This window comes from Pseudomonas sp. MWU16-30322, from assembly GCF_020515535.1.
GTDB classification, from domain to species: Bacteria; Pseudomonadota; Gammaproteobacteria; order Pseudomonadales; family Pseudomonadaceae; genus Aquipseudomonas; species Aquipseudomonas fluorescens_H.
Window position 1 is genome coordinate 351,317 of the sequence record NZ_JAIWYL010000006.1, and the last position, 18,960, is coordinate 370,276.

The following is an 18,960-nucleotide window of genomic DNA, read 5'->3' on the forward strand; positions in this document are numbered from 1 at the left end:
AGAGAATCCGCATGCAAACTTTTTTTATCGCGCCCACCGATTTTGGCGTGGGTCTGACCTCCATCAGCCTCGGGCTGGTGCGTACCCTGGAGCGGGCCGGACTGAAAGTCGGCTTCTTCAAACCGATTGCCCAGCCGCATCCGGGCGATACCGGCCCTGAGCGTTCCACCGAACTGGTGGCGCGCACCCACGGCCTGAAACCGCCGCAGCCACTGGGCCTGGCCCACGTCGAGCGGATGCTCGGCGACGGCCAGCTCGATGAGTTGCTCGAAGAAATCATCGCCCTTTATCAGCAAGCCGCCATCGGTAAAGACGTGCTGGTGGTCGAAGGCATGGTGCCTACTCGCAGCGCCAGTTACGCCGCGCGGGTTAACCTGCACCTGGCCAAGAGTCTGGATGCCGAAGTGATTCTGGTCTCGGCCCCGGAGAACGAAGTGCTCGCCGAACTCTCCGGCCGCGTCGAATTGCAGGCGCAACTGTTCGGCGGCCCGAAAGACCCGAAAGTCCTCGGCGTGATCCTCAACAAGGTCAAGACCGATGAAAGCATGGATGCCTTCGCCACACGTCTGAAGGAGCATTCGCCGCTGTTGCGCAGCGGTGATTTCCGCCTGCTCGGCTGCATTCCGTTCCAGCCCGAACTCAACGCACCGCGCACCCGTGACGTCGCCGAACTGATGGGCGCGCAGGTGCTCAACGCCGGCGATTACGAAACCCGGCGCATGACCAAAATCATCATCTGCGCCCGTACCATGCGCAACACCGTGGAGCTGCTCAAACCCGGCGTGCTGGTGGTGACCCCGGGTGACCGCGACGACATCATTCTTGCGGTCAGCCTCGCGGCGTTGAACGGCGTACCGCTGGCCGGCCTGTTGCTGACCAGCGACACCCTGCCCGATCCGCGCATCATGGATCTGTGCCGTGGCGCGTTGCAGGCCGGCCTGCCGGTGTTGTCGGTGAGCACCGGTTCCTACGACACCGCCAACCTGCTCAATGGCCTGAACAAGGAAATCCCCATCGATGACCGCGAGCGCGCGGAGATCATCACCGACTTCGTCGCCAGCCACCTCGACGCCAAGTGGCTGCATCAGCGCTGCGGCACGCCGCGGGAAATGCGCCTGTCACCCGCGGTATTCCGCTATCAACTGATTCAACGGGCGCAGTCGGCGAACAAACGTATCGTCCTGCCCGAAGGCAGCGAGCCGCTCACCGTGCAAGCGGCAGCAATCTGCCAGGAGCGCGGCATCGCCCGTTGCGTGTTGCTGGCCAAACCCGAGGACGTCGAGGCGGTGGCCCGCGCGCAAGGTATCGAGTTGCCGCCGGGGCTGGAGATTCTCGATCCGGACCTGATCCGCGAGCGCTACATCGAGCCGATGGTCGCCCTGCGCAAAAGCAAAAGCCTCAACGCGCCGATGGCCGAACAGCAACTGGAAGACACCGTGGTGATCGGCACCATGATGCTCGCGCTGGATGAGGTCGACGGTCTGGTCTCGGGCGTGATCAACACCACCGCCAACACCATCCGCCCGGCCCTGCAACTGATCAAGACCGCACCGGGCTGCACGCTGGTGTCGTCGGTGTTCTTCATGCTGTTCCCCGAAGAAGTGCTGGTCTACGGCGACTGCGTGATGAACCCACACCCGAGCGCAACAGAACTGGCCGAGATCGCTCTGCAAAGCGCCGACTCGGCTGCCGCATTCGGCATCACCCCGCGCGTGGCGATGATCAGTTACTCCAGCGGCGAATCGGCCAGCGGCGAAGAAGTCGAGAAAGTCCGCGAAGCCACCCTGCTCGCCCACGAGCAACAGCATTCGCTGCTGATCGACGGCCCGCTGCAATACGACGCCGCTGCCAACGCAGACGTCGCCCGGCAACTGGCACCGAACAGCCAGGTGGCCGGTCGCGCCACGGTGTTCGTGTTTCCCGACCTGAACACCGGCAACACCACCCACAAAGCCGTGCAGCGCAGCGCCGACTGCGTCAGCCTCGGCCCGATGCTGCAAGGCCTGCGCAAACCGGTGAACGACCTGCCGCGCGGCGCGCAGGTCGACGACATCGTCTACACCATCGCCCTGACCGCGATTCAAGCCGCCAACCGACCTATGGATGTGTAAATGCTGGACTTCCTGCCCGCCCCGATTCGCGGCGTGATCGCCGCGCTGCTGTTGGCACTCAATACGATTCTGCTGTGCTCGTTCCTGTTCTGCGTCGCGCTGATCAAAGTGCTGCCCTTCGACCTCGCCCGCCGCGCCTCACTGTGGCTGATGAGCCACACCCACGAAGCGTGGATCAGCAACAACAAAGCCTGGATGAACCTGGTGCGCCGCACGCGCTGGCATATCAGCGGCCTGCAAGGTCTGGACTACCAACACTCGTACCTGATCACCAGCAACCACCAGAGCTGGGTCGACATCCTGGTGCTGCAATACGTACTCAACCGCCGTATCCAGCCACTGAAATTCTTCCTCAAGCAGGAGCTGATCTGGGTCCCGGTGATCGGTCTGGCGTGGTGGGCGCTGGGCTTCCCGTTCATGAAGCGCTACTCCAAGGCCTACCTGGAAAAGCACCCGGAAAAGAAAGGCAAAGACCTCGAAACCACGCGCAAGACCTGCGCGAAATTCCGCAACAACCCGGTGGGGATTTTCAACTTCGTCGAAGGCACACGCTTCACCGAAGGCAAACATGCGCAACAGCAGTCACCGTTCAAATACCTGCTCAAGCCCAAGGCCGGCGGCATCGCGTTTGTGCTCGATGCCATGGGCGAACAGTTGGAGTCGATCGTCAACGTGACCATTCACTACCCGGGCGGGCGCCCGGGTTTCTGGGATCTGCTGTGCGGCAACGTGCGCGACGTGGTGGTGCACTTTGAAGAACTGAAAATCCCGCCAGCCTTCATCGGCAAGAATTACGACCAGGACGGCGAATATCGCCTGCAATTCCAGGGCTGGATCAACCAGCTGTGGCAGGACAAGGATGCGCTGCTGGAACAGATGCACCGAGAATTCGCAGGCAAACGCTAATCCCCTGTAGGAGTGAGCCTGCTCGCGATAGCGGTGGATCAGCCACTCCCAATGTTGAATGACACACCACTATCGCGAGCAGGCTCACTCCTACAGTTGGATCAAGTGTATTCAGTTAGAGATTGGTCGGCTCGCAGGCCGCCATCGCTGGCAAGCCAGCCCCCACATTGGGATTGGGTGCATTCAGTTGGGGATTGATTGGGGGCAGGCCGCTTTCGCGAGCAGGCTCGCTCCTACAGTTTTGGGTTGGGTGCATTCAGTCAGGGATTGGTCGGCTGTCAGGCCGCCATCGCGAGCAGGCTCACTCCTACAGTTGGATTGGGTGTGTTCAGCTGGAGACTGGTCGGCTGTCAGGCCGCCATCGCGAGCAGGCTCACTCCTACAGTTGGATTGGGTGTGGTCAGTTAGAGACTGGTCGGCTGGCAGGCCGCCATCCCTGGCAAGCCAGCTCCCACAAAATCAAGATCAAAAGATCGCAGCCTGCGGCAGCTCCTACAGGAAGATAAGTACAACCCGCACGCGGCGCATGCCGCCCCACTCCAGGATGAGCGCAAGCTCGGCTGTCGCTCTTGATCTTGATCTTGATCCACAGGCGACGTCGGAAGGCTGAGTGGAGGGATTGATCCGGGGGTGGGAGCGCAGCGACCGTTTGGCGCAGCCAAACACAGCGAGAGGAGGTGCAGCGAAGCAAACCGTAGGCGCTGCGCCCGGATCAATCCCGCAGCGAAGGGACCCCGAGCCCCAGCGAGCGGGCCGAACGCAGGAGCAAGCGTTTTTGGTTACTTTTTCGGCGTCTGGAAAAAGTGACCCGCCGTAAGGGCGGAACCCCAAGCCGCCGTTACCGCAGCAACGGATATACACCCAAAACCCAAGAGCATGGTCGGCCCAAAGGCCGCCACCGCCAAAAACCAAATACCCCACAATAAAAAAGCCCGCCGATGATCACTCATCCACGGGCTCTTCATTTCCAGCTAACGCTTAAATCGCGCCACGCTGACGCAGCAGATCCAGCACCTGCTTGACGCTTTCTTCCAACGACAACGACTGCGTGTCGATCACCAGATCAGCATTCAGCGGCACGTCATACGGGAACGACTCACCCGGAATATTATCGCCACCCGCAGCATACAAGCCCTGCGGATCACGCTCGGCACACACCGCCGGCGAAGCCTGCACATAAACCGTCAGCAGACGCTCCTTACCGATCAGATCCTTGGCCTGTTCGCGACCTTCTGCACTCGGCGCAACAAACGCCGCCAAGGTCAGCAGACCAGCCTCGTTGAACTGACGCGCCACATGCGCAGCACGCCGCCAGTTCTCAGTACGGCCAGCACGATCCTGCGGCAGCCCCTTGTTCAGGTCGTGACGCAGATTCTGACCATCCAGCACAAACACCGCACGGCCCATGTCGAACAGCTTGCGCTCGACCGCATAGGCCAGCGTGCTCTTGCCCGCGCCCGACAGACCGCTGAACAACACGGTAGCCGGTTGCTGGCCAAAGCGCTGGGCACGTTCCTCAGTGGCAACGTGAGCCAGTTTGCCGTGGTGCGAGGCAGTCCCGTGAGCCACTGGCTGAGCGATGATCATGCCGGCGCCGACGGTGCCATTGGTCAGACGATCGATGACGATGAACGCGCCAGTGGTGCGGTTGCTGTCGTAACCGTCGAGGGCGATCGGCGCGTCGAGCGCGATCTTCACCTTGCCGATTTCGTTGAGCTGCAACGCGCTCGCCGGGCCTTCTTCGAGGGTGTTCACGTCGACCTTGTTGACGATGCTGGCGATGGAGCCCGGCACGTAACTGGTCGCGCGTTTGATGTCGTATTTCTTGCCCGGCAGCATCGGCTCTTCAGCCATCCACACCAGCATCGCTTCGAAGCTGTCGGTGACCGGCGGCACGTTGTCGGCATGCACCAGCAGGTCGCCGCGGGAGATGTCGATTTCGTCTTCCATGGTCAGCGTCACCGCTTGACCCGGGCCGGCCTGCTCCAGCTCACCTTCGAAGGTGACGATGGATTTGACGCGGCTGCTCTTGCCCGACGGCAGAACCACCACTTCGTCGCCCTTGTGCACGATGCCGCTGGCGAGGGTGCCAGCGAAACCGCGGAAGTTCAGGTTCGGACGGTTGACGTACTGCACCGGGAAACGCAGATCGGTGAAGTTGCGGTCGCCCGCCACTTCCACGGTCTCGAGGATTTCCATCAGCGACTGGCCTTTGTACCAAGGCGAGCGCTCGGACTTGTTCACCACGTTGTCGCCCTTGAGGGCAGACATCGGCACGAAGTGCATGCTGGTCGGCTTCATCTTCAAGCCTTCGGCGAACTTCAGGTAGTCGGCCTTGATCGACTCGAACACGCCTTCATCGAAGTCCTTCAGGTCCATCTTGTTGATGGCGACGACGATGTGCTTGATGCCGAGCAACGAGGCGATGAAGCTGTGCCGACGGGTCTGGGTCTGCACGCCGTAACGGGCGTCGACCAGGATGATCGCCAGGTCACAGGTGGACGCACCGGTGGCCATGTTGCGGGTGTATTGCTCATGGCCGGGGGTGTCGGCGATGATGAATTTGCGTTTGGCGGTGGAGAAATAGCGGTAGGCGACATCGATGGTGATGCCCTGCTCACGCTCGGCCTGCAGGCCGTCGACCAGCAATGCCAGGTCGATGTCGTCACCGGTGGTGCCGACTTTCTTCGAATCGCGGGTGATGGCTTCCAGGTGATCTTCGTAGATCATCTTGGAGTCGTGCAGCAGGCGCCCGATCAGGGTGCTCTTGCCGTCATCGACGTTACCGCAGGTCAAAAAGCGCAGCAGCTCTTTACGCTCGTGCTGGCCCAGGTAGGCGAGGATGTCCTCGCTGATCAAATCAGATTGGTGCGACATGACAACCCCTTAGAAATAACCCTGACGTTTCTTGTCTTCCATCGAGCCTGCGCCATCGTGGTCGATGACCCGGCCCTGGCGCTCGGAAGTTCGCGTCAGGAGCATTTCCTGAATGATGTCCGTGAGGGTTTCAGCCTCGGACTCCACCGCGCCCGTCAACGGGTAGCAGCCAAGGGTACGGAAACGCACTTTCTTTTTGACAATGCGTGCCTTGTCCTCGTCGGACAGGTGTTCGAGGATACGGTCGTCGTCGATCATGATCAGCGTGCCGTTCTTCTCGATCACTTCGCGCTCGGCGGCGAAGTACAGCGGCACGATCGGGATGCCTTCGAGGTAGATGTACTGCCAGATGTCCAGTTCGGTCCAGTTCGACAACGGGAATACACGAATGGATTCGCCCTTGTTGACCTTGCCGTTGTAGACGTTCCACAGCTCCGGACGCTGATTCTTCGGGTCCCAGCGATGCTTGCTGTCGCGGAATGAGTACACACGCTCCTTGGCGCGGGACTTCTCTTCATCGCGACGGGCGCCGCCGAACGCTGCGTCGAAACCATGCTTGTCGAGCGCCTGCTTCAGGCCCTCGGTCTTCATGATGTCGGTGTGCTTGGCGCTGCCGTGGGTGAACGGGTTGATGTTCTGCGCCACGCCGTCGGGGTTGATGTGAGTGATCAGGTCCAGGCCCAGCTCTTCGACCATCTTGTCGCGGAACTTGTACATCTCCTGGAATTTCCAGCGAGTGTCGACGTGCATCACCGGAAACGGCAGTTTGCCCGGGAAGAACGCCTTGCGTGCCAGATGCAGCATCACGGCGGAGTCTTTACCGATGGAGTACAGCATCACCGGGTTGTCGAACTCGGCGGCCACCTCGCGGATGATGTGGATGCTTTCCGCCTCCAGCTGTTTCAGATGCGTCAGTTTGTCGACCATGGCTACTCACGAAAGCTTTCTTATGAACGGCCAGCGGGCCGTGTTCGAGCGGGGAATCCTAGCACAGCGACCTCTTCTAATCAGGGCGCCTACTAGATCGAAAGGGCATATGAATATGCCCACCAGTTCGGCCGTGAAACACTGTTCCTGTGGGAGCGGGCTTGCTCGCGAAGGCGGAGGATCAGTCAAAATCATTGTTGAATGACACACCGCTTTCGGGAGCAAGCCCCCTCCCACACTGGACAGATGTTTAGTCTCAGATCGGGTTCGGGCAGTCGATGAAGATGTGTTCGAGGGCAAAACGCTTCGCCAGATAATCGCCCAGCGCCTGCACGCCATAGCGCTCGGAGGCATGATGGCCGGCGGCGATGAAGCTGATGTCGTTTTCCCGAGCGCTGTGGAAGGTCTGCTCGGAGGCTTCACCGCTGAGGAACAGATCAACACCCGCCGCTACGCCCTGGTCGATATAGCCCTGCCCGCCACCGGTGCACCAGCCGACCCGGCGGATCATCGCACTGCCTTCGACCAGCAGCGGTTCGCGGCCCATGACCTCTTGAACCTTACGCGCGAAATCACGTGGGGTCATCGGCTCATTTAACGAGCCGACCAGCCCGACAATCTTCAGATTATCCGGGTCCAGCGGCCCTTCGACGGTAATGTCCAGCTGACGCGCCAGTTGCACGTTGTTGCCGACCTCCGGGTGCAGATCCAGCGGCAGGTGATAGGCGAGCAGACTGATGTCGTGCTTGAGCAGCGTCTTCAGGCGCCGCTGCTTCATGCCGGTGATGCACGGGTTCTCGCCCTTCCAGAAATAGCCGTGATGTACCAGCACCAGATCGGCCTCGGCTTCCACCGCGGCATCGAGCAACGCCTGACTGGCAGTCACGCCGCTGACGATACGCATCACCTGCGGACGGCCTTCGACCTGCAGGCCGTTGGGGCAGTAATCGGCGATTTTCGCACTGCCGAGGTAACGGTCGGCTTCTTCGACCAGGGTGCTGAGGGCGACGGCCATGAAAGACTCCTAAATATCCCGTTCAGAGGCACGCGCGGCCTCGTATAATGCGCGACATTATGGGCGGTCTGACCCCGCCTGCAACTTTTCCAGGACGTGCTTAATGCTCAAGGCGCTGCGTTTTTTCGGCTGGCCGCTGTTGGCCGGTGTGCTTATCGCTCTGTTGATTATTCAACGTTACCCGCAGTGGGTCGGGCTACCCAGCCTCGACGTCAACCTGCAACAGGCCCCGCAAACCACCAGCGTGCAGCAGGGGCCGGTGTCCTATGCGGACGCAGTGGTCATCGCCGCACCGTCGGTGGTCAACCTCTACACCACCAAGGTCATCGCCAAACCGGCGCATCCGCTGTTTGAAGATCCGCAGTTCCGGCGTTTCTTCGGTGACAACTCGCCGAAGCAGAAACGCATGGAATCGAGCCTCGGCTCCGGCGTGATCATGAGCCCGGAAGGCTACATTCTGACCAACAACCACGTGACCACCGGCGCCGACCAGATCGTGGTGGCGCTAAAGGACGGTCGTGAAACCCTCGCCCGCGTCATCGGCAGCGATCCGGAAACCGACCTCGCGGTACTGAAGATCGACTTGAAAAACCTGCCGGCAATCACCGTCGGCCGCTCCGACAGCATTCGCATCGGCGACGTCGCGCTGGCCATCGGCAACCCGTTCGGCGTCGGCCAGACCGTGACCATGGGCATCATCAGCGCCACCGGGCGCAACCAGCTGGGCCTGAACAACTACGAAGACTTCATCCAGACCGACGCGGCGATCAACCCGGGCAACTCCGGCGGCGCACTGGTCGATGCCAACGGCAATCTCACCGGGATCAACACCGCGATCTTCTCCAAGTCCGGCGGCTCGCAGGGCATCGGTTTTGCGATACCGGTGAAACTGGCGATGGAAGTGATGAAGTCGATCATCGAGCACGGTCAGGTGATTCGTGGCTGGCTCGGTATTGAAGTGCAGCCGCTGACCCAGGAACTGGCCGAATCGTTTGGCCTGTCCGGGCGTCCGGGAATTGTCGTGGCGGGGATCTTCCGCGATGGCCCGGCACAGAAGGCCGGCCTGCAACTGGGTGACGTGATTCTGAGTATCGACGGCGAACCGGCCGGTGATGGCCGCAAGTCAATGAACCAGGTGGCGCGGATCAAGCCGACCGACAAGGTCACCATTCAGGTCATGCGCAACGGCAAGGAACTGAAGCTGACCGCTGAAATCGGCCTGCGTCCACCGCCGGCGCCGGTCAAAGAAGAAGAGTAAGCGCCTTCCCAAAACAATGTAGGAGTGAGCCTGCTCGCGATGGCGCCGGGTCAGTCAGCATAAATGTTGAATGTCCGTCCGCTATCGCGAGCAGGCTCACTCCTACAGGGGGCAGCGCTGTATCAGAGGTCGCCGAGGCCGTCGATCAGCGCCTGGTTCTGCTCCGGCGTACCGATCGAAATCCGCAGGAACTGGGCAATCCGCTCCTGCTTGAAGTGACGCACAATCACGCCCTGCTCGCGCAACTTGGCCGCCAGCCCTGCTGCATCGTGTTGCGGGTGCCGGGCGAAGATGAAGTTCGCCGCCGACGGCAGCACTTCAAAGCCTTTGGTCTGCAACTGGGCGATCACCCATTCGCGACTTTCGATGACCAGACGGCAGGTCTTGTCAAAATACTCGCGATCCTCGAACGCCGCCGCCGCACCGACAATCGCCAGGCGATCCAGCGGATAGGAGTTGAAGCTGTTCTTGATCCGCTCCAGCGCTTCGATCAGATCCGGATGACCCACCGCCAGACCGACGCGCAGCCCGGCCAGCGAGCGCGACTTGGACAGCGTCTGGGTCACCAGCAGGTTCGGGTAACGATCCACCAAGCTGATCGCGGTTTCGCCGCCGAAGTCGATGTACGCCTCATCCACGACCACCACCGAATCCGGACTGGCCTGGAGAATCTGCTCGACCGCTTCCAGTGCCAGCAGGCAACCGGTCGGTGCGTTCGGATTGGGGAAAATGATCCCGCCGTTCGGTTTGGCGTAGTCCGCCGGGTTGATCTGGAACTGCGCGTCCAGCGGCACGGCATCGAACTGGATGCCGTACAGACCGCAATACACCGGATAGAAGCTGTAGCTGATGTCCGGGAACAGCAGCGGCTGCTCGTGTTGCAGCAGACCGTGGAAGATGTGCGCCAGCACTTCGTCCGAACCGTTGCCGAGGAACACCTGATTGCTCTGCACGCCGTAGTAGTGGGCGACAGCGGTTTTCAGCAGATCGCTGTTCGGGTCCGGGTACAGGCGCAGGTTGTCGTTGAGCTCGGTCTGCATCGCTGCCAGTGCTTTGGGCGACGGGCCGTAGGGGTTTTCGTTGGTATTGAGCTTGACCAGTTTGGTCAGCTTCGGCTGTTCGCCCGGCACATACGGCACCAGATCCTTGACGAACGGGCTCCAGAATTTACTCATCTTCACTCCCCCTGCCCTTGCAGAAAGTCTGCATCTTTGATGCGGTATTCGGCGCTGCGTGCGTGTGCGCTGAGGGATTCGCCACGCGCCAGCACCGAAGCGGTCTTGCCCAGCTCGGACGCACCAGCCTCGGAGCAGAAGATGATCGACGAACGTTTCTGGAAGTCGTACACACCCAGCGGCGAGGAGAAGCGCGCGGTGCCGGAGGTCGGCAGCACGTGGTTCGGACCGGCGCAGTAGTCGCCCAGCGCCTCGGAGGTGTGGCGGCCCATGAAAATCGCGCCGGCGTGACGGATCTGCGGCAACCACGCTTGCGGGTCGGCGACCGACAGCTCCAGGTGTTCCGGAGCGATGCGGTTGGCGACTTCGATGGCTTGCGCCATGTCGCGCACATGGATCAGCGCACCACGGCCATTGATCGAGGTTTCGATAATGGTTGCGCGGTCCATGGTCGGCAGCAACTTGTCGATGCTGGCGGCAACCTTGTCGAGGAACTCGGCGTCCGGGCTGACCAGAATCGCCTGGGCGTCTTCGTCGTGCTCGGCCTGGGAGAACAGGTCCATGGCGATCCAGTCCGGATCGGTCTGGCCATCGCAGACCACGAGAATTTCCGACGGGCCGGCGATCATGTCGATGCCGACCTGACCGAACACGTGACGCTTGGCGGTGGCGACATAGATGTTGCCCGGGCCGACGACCTTGTCCACCTGCGGCACGCTTTCGGTGCCGTAAGCCAGCGCGGCAACCGCTTGCGCGCCGCCGATGGTGAACACCCGGTCAACGCCGGCAATGCAGGCCGCCGCCAGCACCAGCTCATTGATTTCACCGCGCGGGGTCGGCACGACCATGACCACTTCGGTCACGCCGGCGACCTTGGCCGGAATCGCGTTCATCAACACCGAAGACGGGTACGACGCCTTGCCGCCCGGCACATACAGGCCGGCGCGATCCAGCGGCGTGACCTTCTGCCCGAGCACGGTGCCGTCGGCCTCGGTGTAGCTCCAGGAATCCTGTTTCTGTTTTTCGTGATAGCTGCGCACCCGCGCCGCGGCTTTTTCCAGCGCCTCGCGCTGTGCCACGGTGATGCGAGTCAGGGCCAGCTCCAGACGCTCGCGCGGCAGGATCAGGTCAGCCATCGACGCCACTTCGAGGCCGTCGAACTTCTGGGTGAATTCGACCAGCGCCGCGTCACCGCGCTCGCGCACAGCCTTGATGATGTCCAGCACGCGCTGATTGACCGAGTCGTCAGACACACTTTCCCAGCTCAGCAGATGATCCAGATGATGCGCGAAATCCGGGTCAGCAGCGTTGAGTCGGCGAATTGCAGTCGGTGCGGTCATAGCGAGAGCCTCATAGGAATGGCAAAAACTCAGGCGCCCTAACTTAGCAGTCGTTTCCGCTTGGGCACCTGAGATTCTGGCTATGAGGCGGATAGACGGGCGCGACTCAAGGTCGCGCAGGTACATCAGCCGCGGTGTCGCGATTCCACTGCCTTGCGCAGGGTATCGATCAACGCCTGGATTCGGGCGTGTTGCATCTTCATCGAAGCCTTGTTGACCACCAGGCGCGAGCTGATCGTGGCGATCAGTTCCTGAGGTTCCAGGCCATTGGCACGCAGGGTGTTGCCGGTGTCGACCACGTCGATGATCTTGTCGGCCAGGCCGATCAGCGGCGCCAGCTCCATCGAGCCGTAGAGCTTGATGATGTCGACCTGACGGCCCTGCTCGGCGTAGTAACGCTTGGCGACGTTGACGAACTTGGTCGCCACGCGCAAACGGCCCTTGGGCTCGGCCGCGCCGATCTTGCCGGCGGTCATCAGCTTGCACTGGGCAATCTGCAGATCCAGCGGCTCGTACAGGCCCTGGCCGGTGTATTCCATCAACACGTCTTTACCGGCGACACCGAGATCGGCCGCGCCATGCTCGACATAGGTCGGCACGTCGGTGGCACGCACGATCAACAGACGTACGTCATCCTGAGTGGTGGGGATGATCAGCTTGCGGCTCTTGTCCGGATTCTCGGTCGGCACGATGCCCGCTTCAGCGAGAAGCGGCAGGGTGTCGTCAAGGATGCGGCCCTTGGACAGTGCGATGGTCAACATGGGAAACGTCAGTCCTTATCAAGGTACTCATGTCCGGTCGCAATCGGCGCCGGACACACATCGAGCCGGATACCGGCTCGACTCGAAACGAATTCAGTGGACACTTCCCTGTGCCCAGTGCAGCTACTAGCCCGGAACGCGACGGATCTTGGCGCCCAGCATCTGCAGTTTTTCTTCGATGCACTCGTAACCACGGTCGATGTGGTAGATGCGGTCGATCAGCGTGTCGCCTTCGGCCACCAGTGCCGAGATCACCAGGCTGGCCGAAGCACGCAGGTCGGTGGCCATCACTGGCGCGCCCTTCAGGACTTCAGTACCGGTGACGATCGCAGTGTTGCCTTCGACCTGGATCTTGGCGCCCATGCGGTGCAGTTCGTAAACGTGCATGAAACGGTTTTCGAAGATCGTCTCGATCACTGCGCCTGTGCCTTCGGCAATGGCGTTGAGCGAGATGAACTGTGCCTGCATGTCGGTCGGGAACGCCGGGTACGGCGCGGTGCGCACGTTGACCGCTTTCGGGCGTTTGCCGTGCATGTTCAGCTCGATCCAGTCTTCACCGCTGGTGACTTCAGCGCCGGCTTCACGGAGCTTTTCCAGAACGGCTTCGAGGATGGTCGGATCGGTGTCCTTGACCTTCACGCGGCCACCGGTGACCGCAGCGGCCACCAGGTAGGTGCCGGTTTCGATACGGTCAGGCATGACCTTGTAGAAGCACGAACCCAGACGCTCGACGCCATCGATGGTGATGGTGTCGGTGCCGGCGCCGGAAACCTTGGCGCCCATGGCGTTGAGGAAGTTCGCCAGGTCAACCACTTCCGGCTCGCGCGCGGCGTTCTGCAGGACGCTGCGGCCCTTGGCCAGGGCAGCTGCCATCATGATGTTTTCGGTACCGGTCACACTGACGGTATCGAAGAAGAAGCTGGCGCCGCGCAGGCCGCCTTCAGGCGCCTTGGCCTTGATGTAGCCGCCTTCGACGTCGATCACCGCGCCCATGGCTTCGAGGCCACGGATGTGCAGGTCGACCGGACGCGAACCGATGGCGCAACCGCCAGGCAGGGCGACTTCGGCTTCGCCGAAACGCGCAACCATCGGGCCCAGTACCAGGATCGAGGCACGCATGGTTTTCACCAGTTCGTACGGTGCGATCAGGGTCTTGATGGTGCGTGGATCGATTTCGACGCTGAGTTTCTCGTCGATCACAGGCTCGATGCCCATGCGACCGAACAGCTCGATCATGGTGGTGATGTCGTGCAGGTGCGGCAGGTTGCCAACGGTCACCGGGCCATCGCACAGCAGGGTGGCAGCCAGAATCGGCAGGGCGGAGTTCTTCGCCCCGGAGATACGGATTTCGCCATCAAGACGAACGCCACCGGTAATAATCAATTTATCCATAAGAATCTCGACGCCCTTGGGCTCAGGTGCGCTCGGCCCAGGCCGCGCGGCTGAAAAATTTCATAGTGACCGCATGGATGCTGCCATCGGCGATCCACGGGTTCAAATGGGCATAGATGCTCTGCTGACGCTTGACCGGGCTTAACGCCGCCAGTTCATCGCTAATCACGTTCAGCTGAAAGTTGCAGCCTTCGCCTTCAACTTCCACCTGCGTTCCTGGCAGCTTCCCTTCAAGGAAGCTCTTCACTTCTACGGCCTGCATGCTCAACCTCAATCGGCGCCCTGTGCGCACGGGTCGGACATCATACAAAAAAGCCCCGCGCCTGCGAACCCCGCATTGGCAGGACTCTGACGGGGGGCTTTTTTATCGATGCGGGTTCAGGGGTGCGCCAGCAACTCGGTCAGTTCACTGACCTGAGCGATTTCGCGCATGTCTTCCGGCATCGCGCGGATGCTGACAACCTTGCCGGCCGCCTGGGCATCGCGCATGAAGCACAGCAGCAGGGACAAGCCGACGCTGCTGGACTTCTTCACTGCCGAGCAATCGATGACCAGCGACGTCGCCTTGCTGGACTTGATCAGCGCCTGGCCTTCCTTGCGCAGGTCGGGACCTGTGCGGTAATCCAGTACTCCACTGAGCAATAGCTCGTCGACGTCACTCATACGTATTGCCGCCTCACTCATTGCGCTGGCTTCGCGGCAGCTTTGTCGGTTTCTTCCTTGGCCTTGGCCACTTCACCGGCCCAACCATTGATGGTCTTGTCCAGATCGTTGCCATTGCGCTGCATCGCATCGGCGAACTGGTCACGGAACAGCTTGCCGATGTTGATGCCGTTGATGATCACGTTGCGCAGCTTCCACTCGCCGTTGATCTTCTCCAGCGTGTATTGCACTGGATAGACCGCGCCGTTGTTGCCCTTGACGGTCATGCCGACGCTGGTGCGATCGCCGGACTCATCCTTGGCAGGATCAACGGTAATGCCCTGGTTGTTGTACTCGAGCAAAGCGTTGCCATAGAACTGGAACAGACCGCGCTTGAAGTTTTCCTGGAACGTCTGCATCTGCGCAGGCGTTGCCTTGCGCGAATACTTGACGGTCATGATGCTCTTGGAAATGCCCTCGGCATCCACCACGGGACCGACGATGGTGTTCAGCGCCGTGTAGAAGTCCTGCGGATCCTTCTTGTACTTCTCTTTATTGGCCGACAGGTCGGCCAGCATCCGGTTCGTGGTGTCCTGAACCAGATCGTGCGCCGACTGTCCAGGCGCAGCGTTAGCCAGCAGTGGCAGTGTCGCGAGCAACACCAACAGGCCACGTCGCAAGGTAGAGATCATTCAAAAGCTCCTCATTTGGCGTCTTTGCTAACGGTATTGAGCAGGAATTTACCGATCAGGTCTTCCAGTACCAGAGACGACTGCGTGTCGTGGATGGTTCCACCATCCTTCAGACGGGTGTCTTCCCCGCCCACGCTGATACCGATGTACTTCTCGCCCAACAGGCCAGCGGTCAGGATAGACGCTGTGGAGTCGGTCGGCAGGTTGTCGACCTTTTTATCCACTTGCAGGGTTACCCGCCCGGTAAAGCTGTCGCGATCCAGATCGATGGCCGTGACCTTGCCGATGGTCACACCGGCCATGGTCACTTTGGCTCTGACCGTCAAACCGGCGATATTGTCGAAGTAGGCATACAGTTTATAGGTGTCGGTGGTCGAAGTCGGAGACAGGCCACTGACCCGCAGGGCAAGCAGCAACAAGGCCAGGATCCCTGCCAGCAGGAACAGGCCGACACCGATTTCCAGGGTGCGGTTTTGCATCAGAAATCTCCAAACATCAAAGCGGTCAGAATAAAGTCCAGGCCCAGTACCGCCAGCGAGGCGAATACCACGGTCTTGGTGGTGGCGCGACTGATGCCCTCGGAAGTGGGCTCACAGTCATAGCCTTGGAATACGGCGATCCAGGTCACGACGAAGGCGAAAACGATACTTTTGATGACGCCGTTGAGCACATCGCTGGTGAAGTTCACGCTGTTCTGCATGTTCGCCCAGTAGGAACCTTCATACACGCCAAGCCAGTCGACAGCCACCCACGAACCGCCCCAGATCCCCACCACGCTGAAAATCATCGCCAGCACCGGCAGGGAAATGAAACCGGCCCACAGACGCGGGGCAATAATGTATTTGAGCGGATCGACACCGATCATTTCCAGGCTGGAAAGCTGCTCGGTGGACTTCATGTTGCCAATTTCCGCGGTCAGCGCCGAACCGGCACGCCCGGCAAACAGCAAGGCGGTCACCACCGGCCCCAGTTCACGCAGCAACGTCAGGGCCACCATCTGCCCCACCGCCTGCTCCGAACCGTAGCTCGACAGAATACTGAAGCCCTGCAGCGCCAGCACCATGCCGATGAAAATCCCGGACACGACGATGATCACCAGCGACATCACGCCAACCGAATGCAGCTGCTTGACCAACAGGCCAAAACCGCCGCTGATGCCGCCACGACCCAGCAGGGCGTGGAACAGGAACAGGGTCGCACGACCAAACACCGCAACGGCGTCGATCGCCGCCTCGCCGAAACGGCGTACGCGTTCTATTAATGAAATTCTGCGCATCAGCGCTTCCCCAGAAGATCTGCGCGGTAATCCGTCGCTGGAAAATGATACGGCACCGGGCCATCGGGGTTGCCGGTCATGAACTGGCGAATACGCGGCTCATCCGAATTCATCAACTCGTCCGGCGTGCCCTGCCCCAGCACCTGACCATCACCCACTACATAGATGTAGTCAGCGATGCTCGCGGTTTCGGCCAGATCGTGGGAGACCACGATACTGGTGATCCCCAGCGCATCGTTGAGCAGACGGATCAGGCGTACCAGCACGCCCATGGCGATCGGGTCCTGACCGACGAAAGGCTCGTCGTACATGAGAATCTGCGGATCGAGCGCAATTGCCCGGGCGAGCGCCACGCGACGCTTCATGCCGCCGGACAGTTCGTCGGGCATCAGCTCGATGGCGCCGCGCAGACCGACCGCCTGCAATTTGAGCAGAACGATGTCGCGGATCATTTCATCCGGCAATTGGGTATGAACGCGCAGGGGGAAAGCGACGTTCTCGAAGACATCGAGATCGGTAAACAGCGCGCCGCTCTGAAACAGCACGCCCATGTGCTTGCGCGCATCGAACAGATCACTGCGCGACAGCGTCGGCAGGTTCTGGCCGTTGACCCAGACTTCGCCGCTGGAAGGACGCAACTGTGCACCCATCAAGCGCAACAAAGTGGTCTTGCCGCACCCGGAAGGTCCCATGATGCCGGTAACCTTGCCACGCGGGATGCGAATATCGACGTTATTGAAAATGCTGCGCGCACCGCGCTTGAAGGAGACTCCCTTCAGCTCGACCACGTAGGCGTTATCGGCACTCATCTAAACTCCTTGCGATGCAGCCTCTCACTCGGACGCCTGGCTTTCCGAAGAAAGCACATACCTCCCGGGCAGGCCGAACTGGCGGCGAACTATATCACTGCAAAGGCCAAGCGCCCAAGGCCCATGCCCCCCTGTGTTCAGCGATATGACAGGCGCGGCCGCGCTTTTTCAGGGTTTTGGTTACGAGGAATGACAAAGCACAACGAACTTGCGTGAGGCTTTTCAACATAACCGCTATAATCGCCGCCTTTTCATCGGGCTATACGATTTCTGACATGAGCCAATCCAGCGACCTGATTCAATCGGCACAACGCACCATCCGCCTCGAAGTGGAAGCCGTACAAGGCTTGTTGCCCCATATCGACGCCGATTTCGTACGCGCTTGCGAGATGATTCTGGCCAGCAAAGGCCGTGTGGTCGTGGTCGGCATGGGCAAATCCGGGCACGTCGGCAACAAGATTGCCGCGACCCTGGCCAGCACCGGCACCCCGGCATTTTTCGTCCACCCCGCCGAAGCCAGTCATGGCGACATGGGCATGATCACCCGTGACGACGTGATTCTCGCCCTCTCCAACTCCGGCTCGACCAACGAAATCGTCACCTTGCTGCCCCTGATCAAGCGCCTGGGTATCCAGTTGATCAGCCTGACCGGCAATCCTCTGTCGCCGTTGGCCAAGGCCGCCGAAGTCAATCTCAATGTTCACGTCGAGCACGAAGCCTGCCCGCTGAACCTGGCGCCGACTTCCTCGACCACCGCAGCGCTGGTCATGGGCGATGCCCTGGCCGTGGCGCTGCTGGAAGCGCGTGGTTTCACCGCCGAAGATTTTGCTTTTTCCCACCCGGGCGGTGCCTTGGGTCGACGCCTGCTGCTGAAAGTGGAAAACGTCATGCACGCCGGGCAAGAGCTGCCGCAGGTACAACGCGGCACCCTGCTCAAGGACGCGCTCATGGAAATGACCCGCAAGGGTCTGGGGATGACCGTCATCCTTGAAGCCGATGGCAAGCTGGCCGGGATCTTCACCGACGGCGACCTGCGCCGCACCCTGGATCGCAGCATCGACATCCGCAGCGCCACCATCGACCAGGTCATGACCGCACACGGCAAGACCGCACGGCCCGAGATGCTCGCCGCCGAAGCGCTGAAAATCATGGAAGACCACCGAATCAACGCACTGGTGGTCGTGGACGAAGAAGATCGCCCGATTGGCGCCTTCAACCTCTCCGATCTGCTGCGTGCAGGAGTGATGTAATGACAAGCGATCTGCTGCAACGCGGCAAAGCGATCAAACTGGCGGTGTTCGACGTCGACGGCGTCCTCACCGACGGGCGCCTGTACTTCCTTGAAGACGGCAGCGAATTCAAGACGTTCAACACCCTCGACGGCCAAGGCATCAAGATGCTGATGAATGCCGGTGTCGAGACGGCCATCATCAGTGGCCGCAAGACGCCGGTGGTTGAGCGCCGGGCGAAGAACCTCGGCATCCCGCATCTGTTTCAGGGCCGCGAAGACAAATTGGTGGTTCTGGACGGTCTTCTGCAGCAACTGGGCCTAAGCTATGAACAGGTCGCCTACCTCGGTGACGACTTGCCTGACCTGCCGGTGATCCGCCGCGTAGGCCTGGGCATGGCCGTCGCCAATGCTGCCGATTTCGTGCGCGAACACGCCCATGGCGTCACTCGGGCCCGTGGTGGCGAAGGTGCCGCCCGCGAATTCTGCGAATTGATCCTGCGCGCCCAGGGCCGCCTCGATGCGGCCAACGCCGCGTACCTGTGAGCCAA

Annotated in this window: 18 protein-coding genes; 5 read left to right on the forward strand and 13 right to left on the reverse strand. The window is 60.9% G+C overall.

The window, feature by feature from the left end; translation table 11 throughout:
- Nucleotides 1-11: 11 nt before the first annotated feature.
- Both pta and LCH64_RS15000 read left to right on the forward strand, forming a co-directional pair.
- The gene (pta, locus tag LCH64_RS14995; RefSeq protein WP_226500633.1) at nucleotides 12-2,111 is read left to right on the forward strand and encodes a phosphate acetyltransferase; all 2,100 of its coding nucleotides are present in this window, start codon (nucleotides 12-14) and stop codon (nucleotides 2,109-2,111) included.
- Nucleotides 2,112-3,017, forward strand: a complete 906-nt coding sequence (locus LCH64_RS15000; RefSeq protein ID WP_226500634.1) for an acyltransferase — start codon at nucleotides 2,112-2,114, stop codon at nucleotides 3,015-3,017.
- Nucleotides 3,018-3,995: 978 nt separating this feature from the next.
- On the opposite strand, the gene cysN is transcribed toward LCH64_RS15000, so the two are convergent.
- The 3 genes from cysN to LCH64_RS15015 form a co-directional block, all read right to left on the reverse strand.
- On the reverse strand, nucleotides 3,996-5,894 hold the full coding sequence (cysN, locus tag LCH64_RS15005) for a sulfate adenylyltransferase subunit CysN (protein ID WP_003221716.1): 1,899 nt from the start codon (nucleotides 5,892-5,894) through the stop codon (nucleotides 3,996-3,998).
- 9 nt (nucleotides 5,895-5,903) lie between these two features.
- A complete protein-coding gene (gene cysD, locus LCH64_RS15010) occupies nucleotides 5,904-6,821 on the reverse strand; it encodes a sulfate adenylyltransferase subunit CysD (RefSeq protein WP_003221715.1) in 918 nt (305 codons plus the stop codon).
- A gap of 256 nt (nucleotides 6,822-7,077) precedes the next feature.
- Nucleotides 7,078-7,836 carry a Nif3-like dinuclear metal center hexameric protein gene (locus tag LCH64_RS15015; protein ID WP_226500635.1) on the reverse strand — a complete coding sequence of 253 codons (759 nt, stop codon included), beginning with the start codon at nucleotides 7,834-7,836 and terminating at the stop codon, nucleotides 7,078-7,080.
- Between the two features lie 103 nt (nucleotides 7,837-7,939).
- Between LCH64_RS15015 and algW the strand changes: the two genes are divergently transcribed.
- On the forward strand, nucleotides 7,940-9,094 hold the full coding sequence (algW, locus tag LCH64_RS15020) for a Do family serine endopeptidase AlgW (RefSeq protein ID WP_045122296.1): 1,155 nt from the start codon (nucleotides 7,940-7,942) through the stop codon (nucleotides 9,092-9,094).
- Between the two features lie 122 nt (nucleotides 9,095-9,216).
- Here algW and hisC read toward each other — a convergent pair whose 3' ends face one another.
- The 10 genes from hisC to LCH64_RS15070 all read right to left on the reverse strand — a co-directional run bounded on the left by hisC (nucleotide 9,217) and on the right by LCH64_RS15070 (nucleotide 17,181).
- Nucleotides 9,217-10,269 (reverse strand): histidinol-phosphate transaminase, encoded by a 1,053-nt coding sequence (gene hisC, locus LCH64_RS15025; protein ID WP_226500636.1) that lies wholly within the window; start codon nucleotides 10,267-10,269, stop codon nucleotides 9,217-9,219.
- 2 nt (nucleotides 10,270-10,271) lie between these two features.
- The gene (gene hisD / locus LCH64_RS15030; protein WP_003221712.1) at nucleotides 10,272-11,609 is read right to left on the reverse strand and encodes a histidinol dehydrogenase; all 1,338 of its coding nucleotides are present in this window, start codon (nucleotides 11,607-11,609) and stop codon (nucleotides 10,272-10,274) included.
- Nucleotides 11,610-11,734: 125 nt separating this feature from the next.
- Nucleotides 11,735-12,370, reverse strand: coding sequence for an ATP phosphoribosyltransferase (gene hisG / locus LCH64_RS15035; RefSeq protein ID WP_003221711.1), 636 nt, complete (start codon nucleotides 12,368-12,370; stop codon nucleotides 11,735-11,737).
- Between the two features lie 126 nt (nucleotides 12,371-12,496).
- Nucleotides 12,497-13,762 carry a UDP-N-acetylglucosamine 1-carboxyvinyltransferase gene (gene murA / locus LCH64_RS15040; RefSeq protein WP_045122295.1) on the reverse strand — a complete coding sequence of 422 codons (1,266 nt, stop codon included), beginning with the start codon at nucleotides 13,760-13,762 and terminating at the stop codon, nucleotides 12,497-12,499.
- A 22-nt stretch (nucleotides 13,763-13,784) separates the two neighbouring features.
- Complete coding sequence (locus LCH64_RS15045; RefSeq protein WP_003221710.1) at nucleotides 13,785-14,024, reverse strand: BolA family protein; 240 nt, start codon at nucleotides 14,022-14,024, stop codon at nucleotides 13,785-13,787.
- 116 nt (nucleotides 14,025-14,140) lie between these two features.
- On the reverse strand, nucleotides 14,141-14,446 hold the full coding sequence (locus LCH64_RS15050; RefSeq protein ID WP_003221709.1) for an STAS domain-containing protein: 306 nt from the start codon (nucleotides 14,444-14,446) through the stop codon (nucleotides 14,141-14,143).
- A complete protein-coding gene (locus tag LCH64_RS15055; RefSeq protein ID WP_226500637.1) occupies nucleotides 14,443-15,096 on the reverse strand; it encodes an ABC transporter substrate-binding protein in 654 nt (217 codons plus the stop codon). The genes LCH64_RS15050 and LCH64_RS15055 overlap by 4 nt, the downstream gene beginning before the upstream one ends.
- Nucleotides 15,097-15,107: 11 nt before the next feature.
- Complete coding sequence (gene mlaD / locus LCH64_RS15060; RefSeq protein WP_007967220.1) at nucleotides 15,108-15,575, reverse strand: outer membrane lipid asymmetry maintenance protein MlaD; 468 nt, start codon at nucleotides 15,573-15,575, stop codon at nucleotides 15,108-15,110.
- Nucleotides 15,575-16,372: a lipid asymmetry maintenance ABC transporter permease subunit MlaE gene (gene mlaE, locus LCH64_RS15065; protein ID WP_003221704.1), complete on the reverse strand. Its 798-nt coding sequence runs from the start codon at nucleotides 16,370-16,372 to the stop codon at nucleotides 15,575-15,577. The genes mlaD and mlaE overlap by 1 nt, the downstream gene beginning before the upstream one ends.
- Entirely contained in the window at nucleotides 16,372-17,181 is an 810-nt protein-coding gene (locus tag LCH64_RS15070; protein WP_226500638.1) for an ATP-binding cassette domain-containing protein, read from the reverse strand. The genes mlaE and LCH64_RS15070 overlap by 1 nt, the downstream gene beginning before the upstream one ends.
- Nucleotides 17,182-17,456: 275 nt before the next feature.
- Here LCH64_RS15070 and LCH64_RS15075 point away from each other — a divergent pair, with 275 nt between their 5' ends.
- Both LCH64_RS15075 and LCH64_RS15080 read left to right on the forward strand, forming a co-directional pair.
- A complete protein-coding gene (locus tag LCH64_RS15075; protein ID WP_003221702.1) occupies nucleotides 17,457-18,431 on the forward strand; it encodes a KpsF/GutQ family sugar-phosphate isomerase in 975 nt (324 codons plus the stop codon).
- Nucleotides 18,431-18,955, forward strand: coding sequence for an HAD family hydrolase (locus tag LCH64_RS15080; protein WP_003221699.1), 525 nt, complete (start codon nucleotides 18,431-18,433; stop codon nucleotides 18,953-18,955). Before LCH64_RS15075 ends, LCH64_RS15080 begins: the two co-directional genes overlap by 1 nt.
- The last annotated feature ends 5 nt before the right edge of the window (nucleotides 18,956-18,960 follow it).